The following is a 16,441-nucleotide window of genomic DNA, read 5'->3' on the forward strand; positions in this document are numbered from 1 at the left end:
ATGAGGGGGTGAGAATAATGATAAAGGTTGAACATTTGGCGAAGCGGTATGCAGATGTTTATGCGGTTAATGACATTTCTTTTGAGGTGAATCAGGGTGAAATATTAGGGCTTTTGGGTCCAAATGGCGCAGGCAAAACGACTACAATGCGTATCCTGACCTGTTATATGCCGGCGACTTCAGGCACTGCGGTAGTAGATGGATACGATGTTTTTCGGGATTCAATAAACGTGCGTAAATTAATCGGGTATTTGCCGGAAAATGTACCCCTGTACCCGGAAATGCGGGTTAACGAATACCTTACGTTTCGTGCGAAATTAAAAAAAGTGCCATATCGTGAACGTAAAACAAAAATTGCGGAATGTATAGAAAAATGTAGAATTCAGGATGTAAAAAAACAAATTATCGGCACTCTTTCAAAGGGGTACCGGCAAAGGGTAGGATTGGCAGATACCCTGGTACATGACCCTAAAATCCTTATTCTTGACGAACCGACAATCGGGCTTGATCCAAATCAAATAAGGCAGGTCAGGCAGCTTATCAGGGAATTGGGTGAAAAACATACCATCCTGCTATCTACCCATATACTTCCGGAAGTAGAGATGATTTGCGGACGTGTGATTATTATAAATAAGGGAAAGATCGTTGCTATGGATACGCCGTCAAATTTAGGTGACCAACTCAAAGGCGGAAACCTCATTGAACTCGAAGTGCGTGGAAATGGTGAAAAGGTCAAGGATGCTTTATCAGTTATAAAAGGCGTAAAAAAGATCACTTGGCGTGACAAAGGTGAAATTAATAAATATTCAATTGAAACGGAAAGAGATTCCGATATTCGGGAAGAAGTATTTTTAAGCATAGTGAAAAATAATGGAATTATCAGGGATATGAGGCAAGATGCAATAACACTTGAAGAAATATTCCATCAGATTACTACGAAAGAAAAGGAGGTGGTGTTGTAAATGACAAGCACAGGTACTATCTTTGAAAGAGAAATCAATGCATATTTTCTTTCCCCAATCGCCTACGTTATTATCGCGGTATTTATGGTGTTTTCGGGTTATTTTTTCTCAATTATGTTGGGTATAACGCAGGAAACAACATTGAGATACAGCCTGGCATATACACAATTCATTCTCTCCATTCTCACCCCCGTCATTACGATGCGATTGCTGGCAGAGGAAAATAAAACCGGGACGGTTGAACCGCTCATGACGGCACCGATTACCGATTTTGCAGTGGTTTTTGGAAAATTCCTGGCAGCATGGGCATTATATAATATCATGATTGCTCCAACGGCATTTTATATTATTTTTCTGGCATGGGTGGGTTCCCCCGATTATGGTGCAATAATTGCCAGTTATATTGGATTGGTGTTAATGGGGGGGCTGTTTGTCTCTGTCGGTATGCTCGTTTCTGCAGTAACAAAAAATCAAATTGTTGCGGCGGTTACCGGTATTGTAGCGTTACTTATATTGCTGGTAATTGGATTGGCAAGTGCGGAAAACGAAGGGTGGCTTTATAGTACTTTACGGTATATCGGCACGTATGATCACTGGGAAACATTTACTAAAGGGATTGTGGATACAAGAGATATAGTCTATTACTTTAGTTTTTCGACGTTACTTTTATTCATTGTCGTACGCATTGTTGAAAGCAGGAGATGGAGATGAGTGCTGTGAGTGATAAAAAGAAAGATTGGATTGATTTGTACAGTGGTTATATCATATTAGCCGGAATTATTGCAGCAATATCCGGTTTTGGGTTATCCAGGATATTAAATGGCTGGAGTGTGTCTTCGGTAGTGCCCACGGGTATTGGTAGTGCTATCATTATTGGGTTTAGTATTTTAAAAGCGATGAGAAACAAGTGGTTTTCTACGGAAGCGTCCAAGAGAAAAGCCCTTGTCGGAACAAACGTAGCGGTCATGTCGATTTTTGCCGCAAGTATTTTTGCAATTGTTGGCTTCCTTAACCATAGGCACTATGTAAGGTTTGATCTTACACTTACCGGGAAATATACTCTCTCACAAAAAACAAAAAATATACTTAAGAATCTCGATAAACCTGTCGTGATCACCACTCTCTTCAATCAGGGCGAGATGTTTTTTGAGCAAATTGTAGACATTTTGAAAGAATACGCGCATAACAACACAGAAAAAATAAAGATTGAAAATATTGACCCACTGAGAAGTCGCAGCAAGGTGGAAGAATTAGCAATGCGCCTGAAAATCAGTGACCTTCAATTAAATTCTGTTGTGTTTGAATGCGGGGAATATAGCAAGCATGTACAACAGAGTGACGTGATGGAGCGGCAATATCCTTTTAGGTTTAAAGGAGAAGAAGCTTTTACGGGGGCAATCCTCAACGTTACACAGGAAAAACAAACAACGATTTATTTTGTTCAGGGGCACGGTGAACGCCAATTTGACGATTACGACAGGGTCGGTATTTCCGGAATCGCAAATGCCCTGAAACGTGACAACTGTCGCGTAGCGCCTTTGAATATCATGGATAAAAAGAAAATCCCTGATGACTGCGACGTGTTGATTGTTGCGGGACCTTCCAAGGCATATCTGACAGAAGAGCTGAATATTATAAGAAATTATCTGGAAAACAGAGGGAATTTGCTGCTCATGCTGGAACCCGCAGTTCCACCCAATATCACTACCGGTTTCGGAACTCTTTTGGGAGAATATGGCATGGTAGTTCGTGATGACATTGTAATTTATAATACTGTAAAGATGCCGCTGTTTGGTATACAAACGGTTGCAGAGATTTATGTAAAAAATGAAGAATATGGCGACCACAGAATTACCGACGATTTGAAAAATTACAATACGATACTTTACGGCGCATGTTCCATAGATGCCGCCCCTCCGAATGACCAAATGCCGTATGAGGCTAAGGTATTGATGTACGCGCCCGATAGCGCCTGGGGAGAAACAGATATTGCGGATTTGAAATATAAAAAACCAGAGAAAAACATGGAAACAGATGTATTAAGTCCTATTTCTCTGGCGGCGGCATCCCAGGTGAAAGAATTGCCGAAAAGCGTCACACAGGCGCACCCTGCAATGGCAAACGACCCGAATGCAAAACCAACAGGTGCAAGGCTGGTTGTTTTTGGAGATGTGGACTTTGCCACAAACGAGTTTGGAGATAATCCCGGCAATCATGATTTAGTGCGTAATTCAATTAATTGGCTTGCTAAGAAGGAGACACAATTAGGTATTTCCGCCAAAGATGCTGATTTCCGTAAGGCGGTGATTCACCCAGAACAAATGAAAGTTATTTTTTGGGTTTCAATTGCTGGTATTCCTTTGGTTCCGATAGTTATTGGCGGTATCGTGTGGTGGAAAAGACGTCGTTAGGAATGAACGGCAATTCCCAGGTGATTGGTGTTTATCCATGTTGTCTGGATTTTTAATAATGTGTGACCTTTGTATTTCATACATTTTTATATAAGGCAAAATTATTTATGTGGCAGTCGCTTCTGATTAGAGTTTATTCTTCGTGGGAGGAAATAGTTAAGCAATGAAATTTAAAACTACCATAATTCTCTTAATAATTGCAATTATAGGCATAACGTATATATTTGTTTATGAAAAAAAGCAACTGCCCCAAGAGGAGTGGGAGCGGTTACAAAAAAAGGTGCTGCCATATTTCAAAGCGTCACTGGTGAACAAGATAGAATTAAAGAACGAAACCGGTAAAATAGTACTGGAAAAAGCTGAGAATGGTTTTTGGTTTATTGTGGAACCTTACAGGCTGCGTGCAAATAATTCTGAGGTCTCAAGTATTCTCTCCGAGTTTGAGTTTATGTCGAAAGTAGGCTCATTTGAAAAAGAAGGAGACAAACCATTTGACTTAAAATATTATGGTTTTGATAAACAAGAGAACTATATCACGATGTACACAAGTGTAAAAACCAGTCCGGACAAAATACAGATAACAGGGCCAAGCAATAAATACACCGTATTCATTGGAGAAAGACTTGCGGCGGGCGATAATGTATATATTAAACTTGACACAAATGATGAAGTTTTTGTTGTACCGGGTAGCTTGCTGGAAAAAATCAATAAAAGCATTCTTGATTTAAGAAGCAAGTGGGTCTTTACCTTTGACAAAGAAGCGGTTACGCGACTGCAAATAAAAACAAAAGAATATAACATTGTTTGTGAGAAAGACAGAGAGTTTTGGAGAATTAAGGAACCTCTTGACGACCTGGCTGATTTGCAAAAGGTAAGAGATATCATCGCAAAACTTAAAAATCTCGAAATCGATCGGGAGGATTTTCTTCCGGAAGGAGAAGTAGAGCTGTCCAAGTTCGGGCTGGATAATCCGGCATATATGGTTACAGTTACTGAACGGGGACATGATCAATCGGTCATTTTCGGATACTCACTTGATAACAAAGTGTATGCTAAGCGTGTAGATGAGAAAAGTATTTTTTTGCTAAAGGATAATATTCTTGCTGAAATCAAAAAGAAACCAAACGATCTGAGAGATAGGGTTTTAGTGAGGTTTGATTCTTACGGTTCGTATGGAGTGAACAAGCTGGAATTTAAAACAAAAAAAGATACGATATCCATCGAAAAATCACTGGAGCTTGACTGGGTTATCAGAAAACCAATTGATATTTATGCGGATCAGGACAGTGCCAGGAATTTTATTGAGAAAATTAAAACTCTTGAAATAGTAGACTTTGTTTCTGACAAACCGGAAGATTTATCAGTATATGGGTTAAAAGATCCTGTATTTGAGGTTTCCGTGATAAAAGAAGAAAATAAAGAATTGTCAAGATTTTATGTGGGAAATAAATTGCCCGAAGGTAATAAATGTTATGTAAAGCGGGTAGATGAAGATCCGGTATATACCGTTTCAACGGTTGAATTTTATGACAAGCTTGAAAATGCGCTGATTGCTTTCAGAGACAGATTGGTCTGCGATTTTGATAAAGAACTGGTTAAGAAGATTGTAATTGAAAAAACAGACCGCACTTTTTTATGTGAAAAAACGAATAAAACAGACGAAGAAGGTAATGCTATTTGGGAACTAAGCAAACCGATTCAGGCGCGTGCTGATGCAGACAAGGTGAATCAAATCGTATGGGATCTCTCTTTCTTAAAAGCGGAAAATTATGTTGCGGAAAACCCCTCGGATCTTAGTGTTTTCGGTTTGGATAATCCAAGAATGAAAATTCACGTGACATACGAAAAAATTATTAATCAAAAATCTGAAAAACAAAATATAGCAACTGATGCGAAAGACACTATTAACAAAATCATTGAGACAAAAACATTGTTGATAGGGAATACTGTTGGGGGGGGAGATATGGACAATTCATATGCTATGATTGACGGAGTTAATTTGGTATTTGAGTTGTCCTGGCCAAAAATAAGGGATTTTAATGCCGAGTTAGCCCCGACAAAGATTTTAGATTTTGAAAGGATGGATGTGAGAAAACTTACCCTCGTCTATCCTGACAGGGAAATACAGATAGAAAAGGCGGATAATTTTTGGACGTTAAAAAATTACGATGTAAAAGACTTTCAAAGCCGGGAAGTGGAATATTATGTCCATAACCTTGAAAGACTGACGGGTGAATATATAGAACAGTACAAAGCAACAAATCTGACACAGTTTGCATTAGATGAACCGCAACTGTCTATTATCATTGGCTTGGGTGAACGTGATGAAGTCCTTTATATCGGAAAAAAGAAGGATGAAAATAACTATTATGCAAAGAGTAAAAATTCCGAATGTATCTACGTTATCGGTAAAGATAAGGTAGCGAAGCTTATGAGAAAAGAAGATGATTTTACCATGCAGGCAGTCGAAAGGAATTTAAAGGAAGCAATAGATGTGTTGAATACAACAAAAGACCAGATTCCCGGTGAATACGGCGGAGGAGGTATGCACGGCAAGCCACCGGGCAGCAGCCCACACGGCAGTTTTCACTGAGTAACATAAAAAATGGTTTTTAATTTATAAGAAGATATTCGGATGAAGCATCAATTGTTTTCTCTTTTCAATTTTATTGTCTTCATATGTGCAAATGCCGCATTATTGTCAAATAATGCGGCATTTGCTTTAAATGAGCATTCTAACCGCAGGACGCCTGTGGTCGTTGCCGTGGAAAAGACAAGCGCTGCAGTTGCTAATATCAGCACGGAAAGATTTATTAAACAACGGTACGGAGATCCTTTTTTTGGGTTCAGGAGCGAATTATTTGAACAATTTTTTAATGATTATTTTAATAAGAGTCAACGGAAGGTAGTAGAAAAGCCTTTGGGTTCAGGGGTAATTATTGATGAGGACGGTTATATCGTAACAAACGAACATGTTGTAAGCCGGGCTTCAAAGCTTAATGTAAGGCTGGCAGATGGCAAAAACTACGAGGCTACTATGATTAGTTCTGATCCTGTGACCGATCTTGCCGTGTTAAAAATAGAATCAGAAAGCCCGCTTCCTTATGTTAAAATGGGCACGTCAAAGGACCTTATGATCGGCGAAACGGTGATTGCCCTGGGTAACCCGTTTGGTCTGGAAAATTCGGTAACTATCGGTGTTCTAAGCGCAAAGAACCGTACTTTTACTTTTAGCGGGGAATATGGCAACCTCGAATATAACGGGCTTATTCAAACAGACGCCTTGATAAACCCGGGAAACAGCGGAGGGCCTTTGATTAATATTGACGGAGAACTTATCGGGATAAACACGGCAATCGTAAATCATGCGCAGGGTATAGGGTTTGCCATTCCTGTGGATAAGGTTCGTGAAACACTTGTCAAACTATTTAACTTCAGGGAGATTAATAAAATATGGTTTGGCGCACAAGTAGAGGAGCAGGGCTATGTTTCAAATGGTATACTGGTCACTTCCGTTGAAAAGGAAAGTCCGGCACATAAGGCAAAAATAAAAACCGGAGATTGTATTATAAAGATTGATTCGAAAAGAATCTTTGATGTGCTTGATTTTGAAAAATATATTCTGAAAAAGGATGCAGGTGATAAATTAATTATTACCATTAATCGCAATGGTCAGGAAATGGAGTTGTCGGTTAGCCTTGAAAAGGCTCCAATGCCTTCGGCGGAAAAGCTTGCCTTGGAGAAACTTGGGCTTTACGTCCAGGACCTAACCCCGCAGCTTGCGCAACAATTGAATTTATGGTGGGTTAAGGGTGGGGTGCTAATCTCTGAAGTCCAAAAGAAAAGTCCTGCGGAGAATGTTGGAATTAAGGCAGGCCATGTACTTGTATATGTAGGGCAGTATCGGGTGAATAACATTGAAGAATTTGGAGCATTGCTTAACCTGATGAAAAAGGGAGAACTGTGGGACGTTGGTATCGTCTGGTCTGATATTTATGGCGAGCATCAGGGATACACACGGTTAAAAGTTCGCTAACGTGAGTTTATTACGAAAATGGAAATAATGTCGCCTAAGCAATTTTATGACAGTATGTTGTGTAAGTTGTCAACTGTATACACCGAGTCCTTGAATGTTGGACTTTTATTGTGTGTCCTCAATTTTTAACGCCTCCATCGAGTGCCTTTTAATATCCAGCCAACAACTCTTCCATACGGCTTTTTACTCTTTCCGGAACTGTGCAAAAAACAGCCGTATCTGCAATGATTTCCTGATAGGTACGGTGGAACAAGGGTATCATATCCTCCCGATTCAGAGATTGCCACCGGTCATTTTTGCTTGTTGGCATACAGACTCTTCATATTGCATCCGATAATAAAGTTAATCCCCATGAAAATTTTAATCATAGAAGATGAAAAAAAAATTGCAAAGTATTTAAAACAAGGCCTTGAGGAAAATTCCTATACTGTTGATATAGCGCATAATGGTATTGATGGCTTACATTTGGCGACACATGAGAATTATGACCTCATAGTAGTAGATATAATGCTTCCGGGAATCAATGGAAAGGAAGTACTGAAACAAATAAGAAACACCGGAATTCACACTCCGGCAATATTTCTCACGGCAATAGATTCCGTAAACGATAAAGTAAACGGTCTGGATATTGGAGCTGACGATTATATAGTCAAGCCTTTTTCTTTTTCCGAGCTGTTAGCACGTATTCGCGCTTGCATGAGGAGAAGAACAGACAATTATGTATCAAATTTAAAAACAGGCAATGTAACACTTGATCCCAAAACCAGAAAAGTATTCCGGGATAAACAAAAGATTGAGTTAACGCCCATTGAATTCTCTATTCTTGAATATTTCATGAGAAACCCAGGACAGATTTTAACCAGAACGATGATTTCTGAGCACATATGGGATTACAATTATGAAAGCTTTAGCAATGTAATTGATGTTCACATTAGTCGTTTAAGAAATAAACTGGAGAAAGATTTTGATAAAGGCATTATACATACGGTGAGAAGGGTCGGCTATGTTCTCGAAGAAAGAGATTAAATTTTTCCGAACAATTGGTTTTAAAATAACACTCTGGTACGCTACTTCAGTATTGCTAATAGTAGTCATTTTAGGAATATACTTATACTATCGTTTATACTATGTACTTAATAAAGAAATGTGTGCAATCCTTTTAGATGAAGGTGAAGATATTTTACAACATTTTACGGAAACGAATTTAAATCTGGATGCCCTGAAAACTGAAATCGAAAAAGAAGTTTCCGTCGGGAAATTTTTTTAAAATATCAGCATTGTTATATGATATAGAAAATAATTCAATCATTACATCGGTAAATTCCATTGAGTTCCCTTTAAAAACTTTTGAAAAAGCAATTAACAATGCAAAAAATGGAAATGAAACATTCGATACCGCCAAACCAAAAGATTCAACCGATAGCTTCCTTCTTTTAACAATACCCGTATTCCAGGATAACAGCCCGAAATATGTTTTACAGATGGCTACCTCTCTGAAGCCATCATATAAAACATTAAAAAATTTCAGGGATGATATAATAGTGATAATGCCGGGAATTGTTATTATCACTATCATAGGAGGCTGGTTTATCGCCAAAAAAAGCCTTGATCCTGTCGGATATATTACAAACGCAGCCAAAACAATAACGGCATACAATTTACATACAAGACTTAAACCCGCACATACAGGAAGTGAGTTAGAAGAATTGACGGATACAATTAATCTTATGTTAGACCGTCTTGAAGATGCCTTCCGAAAAATTATTCAATTTACCTCTGATGTTTCCCATGAATTAAGAACGCCGCTTGCTGCTCTAAAAGCCGGAATAGAAGTAATGCTTGCAAAACAAAGAACCCCGGAAGAATATTGCGAACTGCTGGAAAATAATTTAATTGAGCATGAAAAAATAATTAACATGATAAATGATTTACTGGTTTTGCTGAAAACAGACGCGGCAAAACAAGAGTTCTATGATGTTGATCTTAAAAAAATGCTGTGTGAACTTTACACAGCGTTTCAAGTAATTACAGAAACTAAAAAAATAGACTGCACAATAAGTAAGATGGAAAATATTACAATAGATGGAGATCAAAAATTACTCTATCGTTTGTTTTCCAATCTTTTGGATAATGCGATTAAATATACTTCCCCGGGAGGCAATATTTGCATTTCTCTGAAAGATTTGGAAAATGAAGTTATTGTTTCAATCAGGGACTCCGGAATAGGGATTTCCGAAAATGACCATAACAAGATTTTTGACAGGTTTTTTCGTGTAGATGCTTCAAGGTCAAGGGATACCGGAGGGGTAGGCCTGGGATTAAGTATTTGCAAAAACATAGCAGACCTTCATAAAGGAAAAATAGAAGTAAAAAGCACAATAGGAAAAGGCAGCGCTTTTTTAGTTACCCTTCCAAAAAGTCATTTCAATCGCTAACCTGTTTTTTAGTTACACGTATCTTAAGCGGTACCAACGCTTCCCTTGATTGATGTATCAATTGCCTTACACATTAAGCTTTCTTCATGTCTTCTTCATCAACCCTTAATGTTTGCCTGGTATAAGAGTTGTCATTTATTGTGACATATTCTTTTAAACGAGTAATCAAAGGAAAAGATGGAAAAGCAATATACCCCTGTTTTAAAAGATGAATCTGGTCTCGCTTTATCCGGGAAACATTTCAAACGTTCAAGTTTTCTGCGCTGCCTGAAACTCAGTATCCGCCGTATCTTTTTACTTTTCCTTTCACGTATGATGCATGTTGGCGTTGAACCTTTGCCCAACCTGTATGCAATGAAGAAGATTCTGCTTATTTCCGTAAACCAACGTTTAGGGAATACTATCCTGGTTACCCCCGCTGTATCAGCGCTTATTAAAGCCCTGCCAAATGTGCAATTCTGTTTTGTTGGGGGGAGGCATGCAAAATCCATACTGGAGGGATATGCCATAAAACAAATTCATACTATCAAACGAATAGACACTGTGCTTCCGCATCGATTATGGCGTCTTATTACAATACTTCGAAAAGAAAAGTACGATGCAGCCATTCATCTAAGCACGGCGACTAATTCACTGGGCGCCTATATCACATATGCATCCGGAACCAGGCATCGCATCGGGTGTATGCGAAACGATGGCAATATATTGTTTACCTCTGTTTTTAAACATCCACAATCGCGTCACAAGGTAGATCAAATCCGGGAATGTATGCAACAAATAGGGATAGCAGCTTTTGATGAACGCAAAATTATACTCAAACCGGAAGAACAGCTCAGGGCAGAAGATTTCTTCAAATTGCATTTCGGAGATTCATTTAAGAAACCGATTGGCATATTTACCGGCGGCAGACAAAAAAAAGGAAAGGCATGGAATCTGGAAAGTTTTGGTATTATTGCAGAGAATCTGAGAACACGGCATATCCCCATGGTAATATTTATAGGGCCAGAAGAGATGGGAAATGAAAAATGTATACAATCGGTAATAGGATCTGCCTTATACATAAAAAATGCCACATTGCGCGAAGTAGCTGCCTTAGTATCAAAGTGTAAGGTCATAGTAACTCCTGATTCAGGCCCAATGCATCTTGCAGTTGCAGTAGGGACGAAAACTATCGCTCTTTTTTCCAAACCAAACTTTGACAGATGGGGGCCAAGAGAGCCTTATGGGAAAGTAATATTTGATAAAAGCAAAACAAACACAAAAGAGATACTAAATGTACTGCTTGAATACTATGCATAAGGAATAATCAAGAGGCTTACGATTTTGCAACACCTTACTCTTTTGAAAAAATTTGCAGTGCATATGATAGTACAGTATACATAGTAAAATGTTTGCTTCCTTAAAATAATTCTTATCCGCAGATTTCGCAGACTTCGTCGTGAGTCGAACGATTAGCGCAGATAAAAAACCGCTTTAATCTTCTCCTGATCTGTGGAAATCGTGGTAATTTGTGGATTATTTATTTTACTACATGTTTGTGAACCAAAGGTTCATGGATGTTTCATTTTGTCATCTTGCTTTTGAATATTTTCTCCTTCTTTTTTCTGCCAGGCCTGTTATCTTCGTTTTCAAGCGCCTGTTCCAAATAAGTATGCCATTTATCGCCATAATGCTTTTCCAGCCATGTCTCAATATGTCCGGTCCAGCGATTGTATGCCTGCCGTATCGTTTTTATTACGGGGTGTACTTCTGAAGTGCAGAGAATAGATGGAACCTTTGGTACTTCTATTAGAAAATATTCCGAAGGTTTTTCATTCCAGATGGCACTTATTTTTACACTATCTTTACACTGATCTAGTCTTTTCCGTGTATCATCGACTGAACAATGGGGAGAGATTTTGCGCAAAAGAGCCTGGTCGTCTTTGATGGCATAAAAAAGACGGAAAACGTGTGTGTGTTTCAATCTGACATATTCTTCAGGGGCAATATACTCGTTGTAAATACAAGGTGCCGGGACGTCGTGCATAAAACTATCTTTCCTGTCGGGAAATGCCTTGCATACATACGGCCTGCGCTTTTTACCATACGCAGCGCATCGCAATAGTATCTGCATATCATCGGATGCGTCATCTTTCCATGTTAAATAAAACTCCAGGCACTTGCATGGATTATAAACAATATCCTTTGCGTGAAGGGCGGTATAAAGCAATTTTATGCCATACGCAGCGCTTCTTTTCCTGAAGATATGTTTCCATATGCCCAAATGATTCTGCTTCCTGGGAATGCTCATAAAACAACATATGCCGTCAGCACAAATGTCTTCTGTGTAACAAACGCGTCCTTTATTAGAATTTATTTCCATGTCAGAATTCTTCCTTTAATATCCGGTGAGTCGATGCCTCATGTTGATAAAAAGAGATTGTAACCGCGAATCTTTAGCTTTTTGAAGTAATCATATCTGTAAATTTTGCCATAAATGTGAGTGTGATATTTTAATGTTTTCTATTTTATAAATTACTCCGGAAACGATGCATACCAGCATGATGATTACGCCTATCATAAACAAAAAATCCTTATAGGAAAACCGCAAATGCGCCGTGTTGTACATTTCTCCGCCAGCACAAATACATAATACACTATGGTCTTTTCCGGGAGAATCAGGTCTTTTGTCAAATAATGTAAATGGGGCAGGGATATATTTTTTTAATTTTCTCCGGTGTTTAAAGCCGATAAAACGGTACATTTCAAACCGCAACAGCCTCTTACTGTTATTGATTAATTGAATGATATGATACAAAGCAGATACCATGCGTAATACAAGTGCCCGTGGTATATATAATTTCTCCACTCCTCTCAAAAAATCTGTATAGGACATAGTTACTGATACAACAACAATGAATACTATAGATAAATCAAGTTTGATTATAAAGCACAAAAAAGTCCATATTTCTTCTTTCGCAATACTTACTGCCGAACAGCTTCCTTTGATAAAATAACAAATAAATGCTCTTCTTAAAAAAAGAATGAACAGTAGCATAAAAGGCAATACGGTGATGGGAAACAGGACAAAATGAAATTTTTGCAATAACCGGGCTGGTGAAATATCGGAAAATAAAAAGATTGCAAGTATTAACAAAAAATATACTCCAAAATCCTTCGCCCTGCTCATCGGCGTTAAGGCCATGCAGGAAACAATAAAAAAAAGGGATATGATCTTTGCCCTTGGGTCTAATGTTTCCAAAAAATGCTTAGTACAGTTCATAATTTAATGTATAGGAATTTCAATATTTTTGGAAAGACGCATTGCATGTGAACCCGCTAAAGGATTTTTGATTTCTGCTGGAATTTATCCTTCTGAATCAGGGGGCAGGAACGGCATTTTCATGTCACCTCGAATGCTGCGTCGTTGCCAAAACCCGGACCATCATGATGAAACTTAATCCGCTTATCAAAAACAATACGGACGTGACAAACATTAGCCTTAACGCCATTTCCAGCGATTCCAGTGTTAACTGTTTTTTATTATCGCCGATATAGGGTTTATCCACAACTTCACCCCCATAGGTGCTTGGCCCTCCCAGTTGAACCCCCAATGCACCTGCAAAAGCAGCCTCGGGTATTCCGCTATTAAGGCTCTCATGTTTTCTTCCTTCCTGAAAAGCCGTCCTTAAAGAGGATTGAAAACCATGCCCGCATAAAAAAGAAGCCACAGGAATAAACAAGGCAGATAATCTTGCCGGGATGTAGTTTGCCATATCATCCAATCTCGCTGACGCCCATCCAAGCTTTATATATTTTTCGTTTTTATATCCAACCATAGAATCCAGCGTGTTTACCGCCCTATAGGTCATCGCTGCGACCGGTCCTCCAATGAAACAATAAAATAATGGCGCTAAAGTGCCATCAACACAACTCTCTGCCACCGTTTCTATAGCTGCGCGTATTATTTGTTCTCTGTTTAAATCTGCTGTATCGCGTCCCACAATGCGGGATAACATACTTCTGGCATTTTTTAAATCATTTATACGAAGCATGTTGATCACTTTTTTTGCTTCATCTGCCAGATTTTTTATGGAAATCGCAAAATAAACAATAATACCTCCCGTTATTACCTGACATACCGGGTTCCATTGTTTAGAAAGGGACATAATTTCGCAGGTGATTATATACACGCCGGACACAATGCCGCCGGTTAAAAACAACCCCATCAACCTTTCCGGCAGAGGCAATCTACGCACGATATATTCTATACAATGAATAGATTTCCCTATCAATCTTACGGGATGAAAACGCCATTGTGGATCGCCAATAGTTATATCAAGTATGAATGCGGCAATTATCTGGAAATGGATAAAAGAGAAGGAATCATACATTATTAGTAGAAATCATTAATTAATAAAAGAAAAACCACAGATTTCACAGATTACACAGAATGAGTAAGACCCCGGCGGGTTCAGGTTTACAACCCAAACCAGCCTGTAAAATCCCAATTGGCCACTTAACCACTAAGTATAGAAACACAAAATCCCCAACTACCATTTCTTCAAATAAGAATAAAAATAGTAGTTGGGGATTAGATTTTTCAAAAGCAATCGTTAAAACGGGTATTTCTTTGCAAACCTTTAATGCGGACAGCGTATTTTTATAAAATACCTCCGTCATTATTCTTCGAAGAACCTCACCGGCAAAGGAATAGTATCATCAATTTTTTACTTCATAATCGGCGTCAATGATATCATCTTCGCCCCCTTTGCCTTTTCCACCACCCTTTTCTTCCTGTTCACCGCCGCCGTGAGGAGGCGTCTGTGGGCCTTCTTTCTTTGCAGCTTCCTGATAAATCTTTGTACTGATTTCCTGCAGGATATTTGTTAATTCATCCATCTTTTTCTGGATGTCTTTTTCGTCTTCCAATTTGATTGCTTCTCTCAGATTTTTGATTGCATTTTCTACCTGCTGTTTTTGTGCACTCTCTACTTTATCGCCCAGGTCCTTCAATGTTTTTTCTGCGCTATACGCCAGATTATCCGCCTTGTTTTTTATTTCTATCTTTTCTTTCACCAGTTTATCCTGGTCGGCGTAATTCTGCGCATCTCTGACCATCTTATCAATTTCTTCCTGGCTCAGTTTTGTTGAAGCGGTTATTGTAATTTTCTGTTCGTTTCCTGTCCCAAGATCTTTCGCATGTACGTTAATTATGCCGTTTGCATCGAGATCAAAAGATACTTCTACCTGAGGAACCCCTCTTGGCGCCGGAGGTATCCCGGTAAGATGAAACTTTCCAAGGGTTACATTGTCACGCGACATGGAACGTTCGCCCTGAAGAACGTGTATTTCAACACTGCTCTGATTATCTTCTGCAGTGGTAAAAATCTGGCTCTTTTTTGTGGGAATAGTGGTATTTCTTTCTATTAAATGAGTGGTAACGCCGCCAAGCGTTTCAATGCCCAAAGAAAGCGGAGTTACATCCAGCAATACAAGGTCCTTTACCTCTCCTGATAAAACACCCGCCTGTATGGCTGCGCCCATAGCAACGCATTCCATAGGGTCAATTCCGCGTTCAATTTTCCTTCCCACGTAATTTTCCACATATTTCTGAACACATGGCATACGGGTAGGGCCTCCTACGAGGATGATTTTGGAGATGTCGTTCGCCGTCATTTTCGCATCCTTCAATGCTTGTTCTATAGAAGCGCCGCACCGGTTAACTATTGGAGAAACCAGTTGTTCTATTTTTGCCCGCGTCATGGAATGTGTAAAATGTTTTGGGCCGGAAGCATCCGCCGTAAGAAACGGAAGGTTAATATCTGTGGAAAGTGTTGTGGAGAGTTCTATTTTCGCCTTTTCTGCCGCCTCTCTCAATCTCTGCATTGCCATCTTGTCATTTTTCAGGTCGATGCCAAATTCCTTTTTAAACTCCTCTGCCAGATAATCAACAATATGATTATCCATGTCCGTGCCGCCTAGTTGGGTATCGCCGCTGGTAGAAACAACCTCAAATACGCCTTGGCCAAAGTCCATGATGGTGCAATCCAAAGTACCACCGCCCAGATCAAAAACAAGAATCTTTTGAGACTCTTCCGTCTTGTCTAATCCATATGCCAATGACGCCGCAGTAGGTTCATTGATAATCCTCACCACGTCGAGTCCTGCAATAGTACCGGCGTCTTTTGTTGCCTGACGTTGGTTGTCATTAAAATATGCAGGAACCGTTATTACCGCCTTTTCAACACGTTCTCCCAGATACGCTTCAGCATCATGTTTGATTTTTTGCAGAATAAATGCGGAAATTTGTTGAGGAGTAAAACTTTTTCCCCTAATCTCGACTTTATAGTCGGTCCCCATTTTTCTCTTTATCGCATATATTGTGCCCTCTGTATTGCTAACGGCCTGCCTCCTTGCCGGTTCGCCTACAAGTTTTTCCCCGTCTTTTGTAAAAGCAACATAGGAAGGAAATGCCTTTCCTCCGATGGTCGCCCCTTCAGCGCTTGGGATAATAGTCGGTTTACCACCTATTAATACCGCAGCGGCAGAATTGCTTGTGCCTAAATCTATTCCAATAATTTTTGACATATCCTATTCTCCTTTAATCTCTTCCTA

The 16,441-nt window shown here is 39.2% G+C and carries 13 protein-coding genes; 8 read left to right on the plus strand and 5 right to left on the minus strand.

What is annotated here, in order from left to right; genetic code table 11:
• Nucleotides 1–17: 17 nt before the first annotated feature.
• The 5 genes from M5U24_RS07985 (at nucleotide 18) to M5U24_RS08005 (ending at nucleotide 7,409) form a co-directional block, all read left to right on the plus strand.
• Nucleotides 18–962 (plus strand): ATP-binding cassette domain-containing protein, encoded by a 945-nt coding sequence (locus M5U24_RS07985; protein WP_099324013.1) that lies wholly within the window; start codon nucleotides 18–20, stop codon nucleotides 960–962.
• Nucleotides 963–1,673 carry an ABC transporter permease gene (locus M5U24_RS07990; RefSeq protein WP_099324012.1) on the plus strand — a complete coding sequence of 237 codons (711 nt, stop codon included), beginning with the start codon at nucleotides 963–965 and terminating at the stop codon, nucleotides 1,671–1,673. It begins immediately after the preceding gene.
• On the plus strand, nucleotides 1,670–3,373 hold the full coding sequence (locus M5U24_RS07995; protein ID WP_157820350.1) for a GldG family protein: 1,704 nt from the start codon (nucleotides 1,670–1,672) through the stop codon (nucleotides 3,371–3,373). Before M5U24_RS07990 ends, M5U24_RS07995 begins: the two co-directional genes overlap by 4 nt.
• Before the next feature lie 163 nt (nucleotides 3,374–3,536).
• Nucleotides 3,537–5,966, plus strand: coding sequence for a DUF4340 domain-containing protein (locus tag M5U24_RS08000; RefSeq protein WP_164994862.1), 2,430 nt, complete (start codon nucleotides 3,537–3,539; stop codon nucleotides 5,964–5,966).
• A 42-nt stretch (nucleotides 5,967–6,008) separates the two neighbouring features.
• Nucleotides 6,009–7,409, plus strand: a complete 1,401-nt coding sequence (locus M5U24_RS08005; RefSeq protein WP_099324009.1) for a trypsin-like peptidase domain-containing protein — start codon at nucleotides 6,009–6,011, stop codon at nucleotides 7,407–7,409.
• Between the two features lie 148 nt (nucleotides 7,410–7,557).
• Here M5U24_RS08005 and M5U24_RS08010 read toward each other — a convergent pair whose 3' ends face one another.
• Nucleotides 7,558–7,719: a hypothetical protein gene (locus M5U24_RS08010; protein ID WP_157820349.1), complete on the minus strand. Its 162-nt coding sequence runs from the start codon at nucleotides 7,717–7,719 to the stop codon at nucleotides 7,558–7,560.
• 41 nt (nucleotides 7,720–7,760) lie between these two features.
• Here M5U24_RS08010 and M5U24_RS08015 point away from each other — a divergent pair, with 41 nt between their 5' ends.
• The 3 genes from M5U24_RS08015 (at nucleotide 7,761) to M5U24_RS08025 (ending at nucleotide 11,143) form a co-directional block, all read left to right on the plus strand.
• Nucleotides 7,761–8,435: a response regulator transcription factor gene (locus tag M5U24_RS08015; RefSeq protein WP_099324008.1), complete on the plus strand. Its 675-nt coding sequence runs from the start codon at nucleotides 7,761–7,763 to the stop codon at nucleotides 8,433–8,435.
• A 251-nt stretch (nucleotides 8,436–8,686) separates the two neighbouring features.
• A complete protein-coding gene (locus tag M5U24_RS08020) occupies nucleotides 8,687–9,844 on the plus strand; it encodes an ATP-binding protein (protein WP_298202097.1) in 1,158 nt (385 codons plus the stop codon).
• Nucleotides 9,845–10,021: 177 nt separating this feature from the next.
• Entirely contained in the window at nucleotides 10,022–11,143 is a 1,122-nt protein-coding gene (locus tag M5U24_RS08025; protein ID WP_298202100.1) for a glycosyltransferase family 9 protein, read from the plus strand.
• A 262-nt stretch (nucleotides 11,144–11,405) separates the two neighbouring features.
• Here M5U24_RS08025 and M5U24_RS08030 read toward each other — a convergent pair whose 3' ends face one another.
• The 4 genes from M5U24_RS08030 to dnaK all read right to left on the minus strand — a co-directional run bounded on the left by M5U24_RS08030 (nucleotide 11,406) and on the right by dnaK (nucleotide 16,414).
• A complete protein-coding gene (locus M5U24_RS08030) occupies nucleotides 11,406–12,206 on the minus strand; it encodes a hypothetical protein (RefSeq protein ID WP_099324005.1) in 801 nt (266 codons plus the stop codon).
• 90 nt (nucleotides 12,207–12,296) lie between these two features.
• A complete protein-coding gene (locus M5U24_RS08035) occupies nucleotides 12,297–13,106 on the minus strand; it encodes a CbiQ family ECF transporter T component (RefSeq protein WP_099324004.1) in 810 nt (269 codons plus the stop codon).
• Between the two features lie 124 nt (nucleotides 13,107–13,230).
• Nucleotides 13,231–14,217 (minus strand): adenosylcobinamide-phosphate synthase CbiB, encoded by a 987-nt coding sequence (gene cbiB, locus M5U24_RS08040; protein ID WP_099324003.1) that lies wholly within the window; start codon nucleotides 14,215–14,217, stop codon nucleotides 13,231–13,233.
• Nucleotides 14,218–14,545: 328 nt separating this feature from the next.
• Nucleotides 14,546–16,414, minus strand: a complete 1,869-nt coding sequence (gene dnaK, locus M5U24_RS08045) for a molecular chaperone DnaK (RefSeq protein ID WP_099324001.1) — start codon at nucleotides 16,412–16,414, stop codon at nucleotides 14,546–14,548.
• Between the last annotated feature and the right edge of the window lie 27 nt (nucleotides 16,415–16,441).

Origin of the sequence: Candidatus Kuenenia sp., assembly GCF_027493735.1 — a bacterium.
GTDB lineage: Bacteria > Planctomycetota > Brocadiia > Brocadiales > Brocadiaceae > Kuenenia > Kuenenia stuttgartiensis_A.

Bases quoted from the DNA above. Each gene is read 5' to 3' on its own strand.
- M5U24_RS07985 (WP_099324013.1), top strand. From the start codon at position 18: ATGATAAAGGTTGAACATTTGGCGAAGCGGTATGCAGATGTTTATGCG.
- M5U24_RS07990 (WP_099324012.1), top strand. From the start codon at position 963: ATGACAAGCACAGGTACTATCTTTGAAAGAGAAATCAATGCATATTTT.
- M5U24_RS07995 (WP_157820350.1), top strand. From the start codon at position 1,670: ATGAGTGCTGTGAGTGATAAAAAGAAAGATTGGATTGATTTGTACAGT.
- M5U24_RS08000 (WP_164994862.1), top strand. From the start codon at position 3,537: ATGAAATTTAAAACTACCATAATTCTCTTAATAATTGCAATTATAGGC.
- M5U24_RS08005 (WP_099324009.1), top strand. From the start codon at position 6,009: ATGAAGCATCAATTGTTTTCTCTTTTCAATTTTATTGTCTTCATATGT.
- M5U24_RS08010 (WP_157820349.1), bottom strand. From the start codon at position 7,719: ATGCCAACAAGCAAAAATGACCGGTGGCAATCTCTGAATCGGGAGGAT.
- M5U24_RS08015 (WP_099324008.1), top strand. From the start codon at position 7,761: ATGAAAATTTTAATCATAGAAGATGAAAAAAAAATTGCAAAGTATTTA.
- M5U24_RS08025 (WP_298202100.1), top strand. From the start codon at position 10,022: ATGGAAAAGCAATATACCCCTGTTTTAAAAGATGAATCTGGTCTCGCT.
- M5U24_RS08030 (WP_099324005.1), bottom strand. From the start codon at position 12,206: ATGGAAATAAATTCTAATAAAGGACGCGTTTGTTACACAGAAGACATT.
- M5U24_RS08035 (WP_099324004.1), bottom strand. From the start codon at position 13,106: ATGAACTGTACTAAGCATTTTTTGGAAACATTAGACCCAAGGGCAAAG.
- cbiB (WP_099324003.1), bottom strand. From the start codon at position 14,217: ATGTATGATTCCTTCTCTTTTATCCATTTCCAGATAATTGCCGCATTC.
- dnaK (WP_099324001.1), bottom strand. From the start codon at position 16,414: ATGTCAAAAATTATTGGAATAGATTTAGGCACAAGCAATTCTGCCGCT.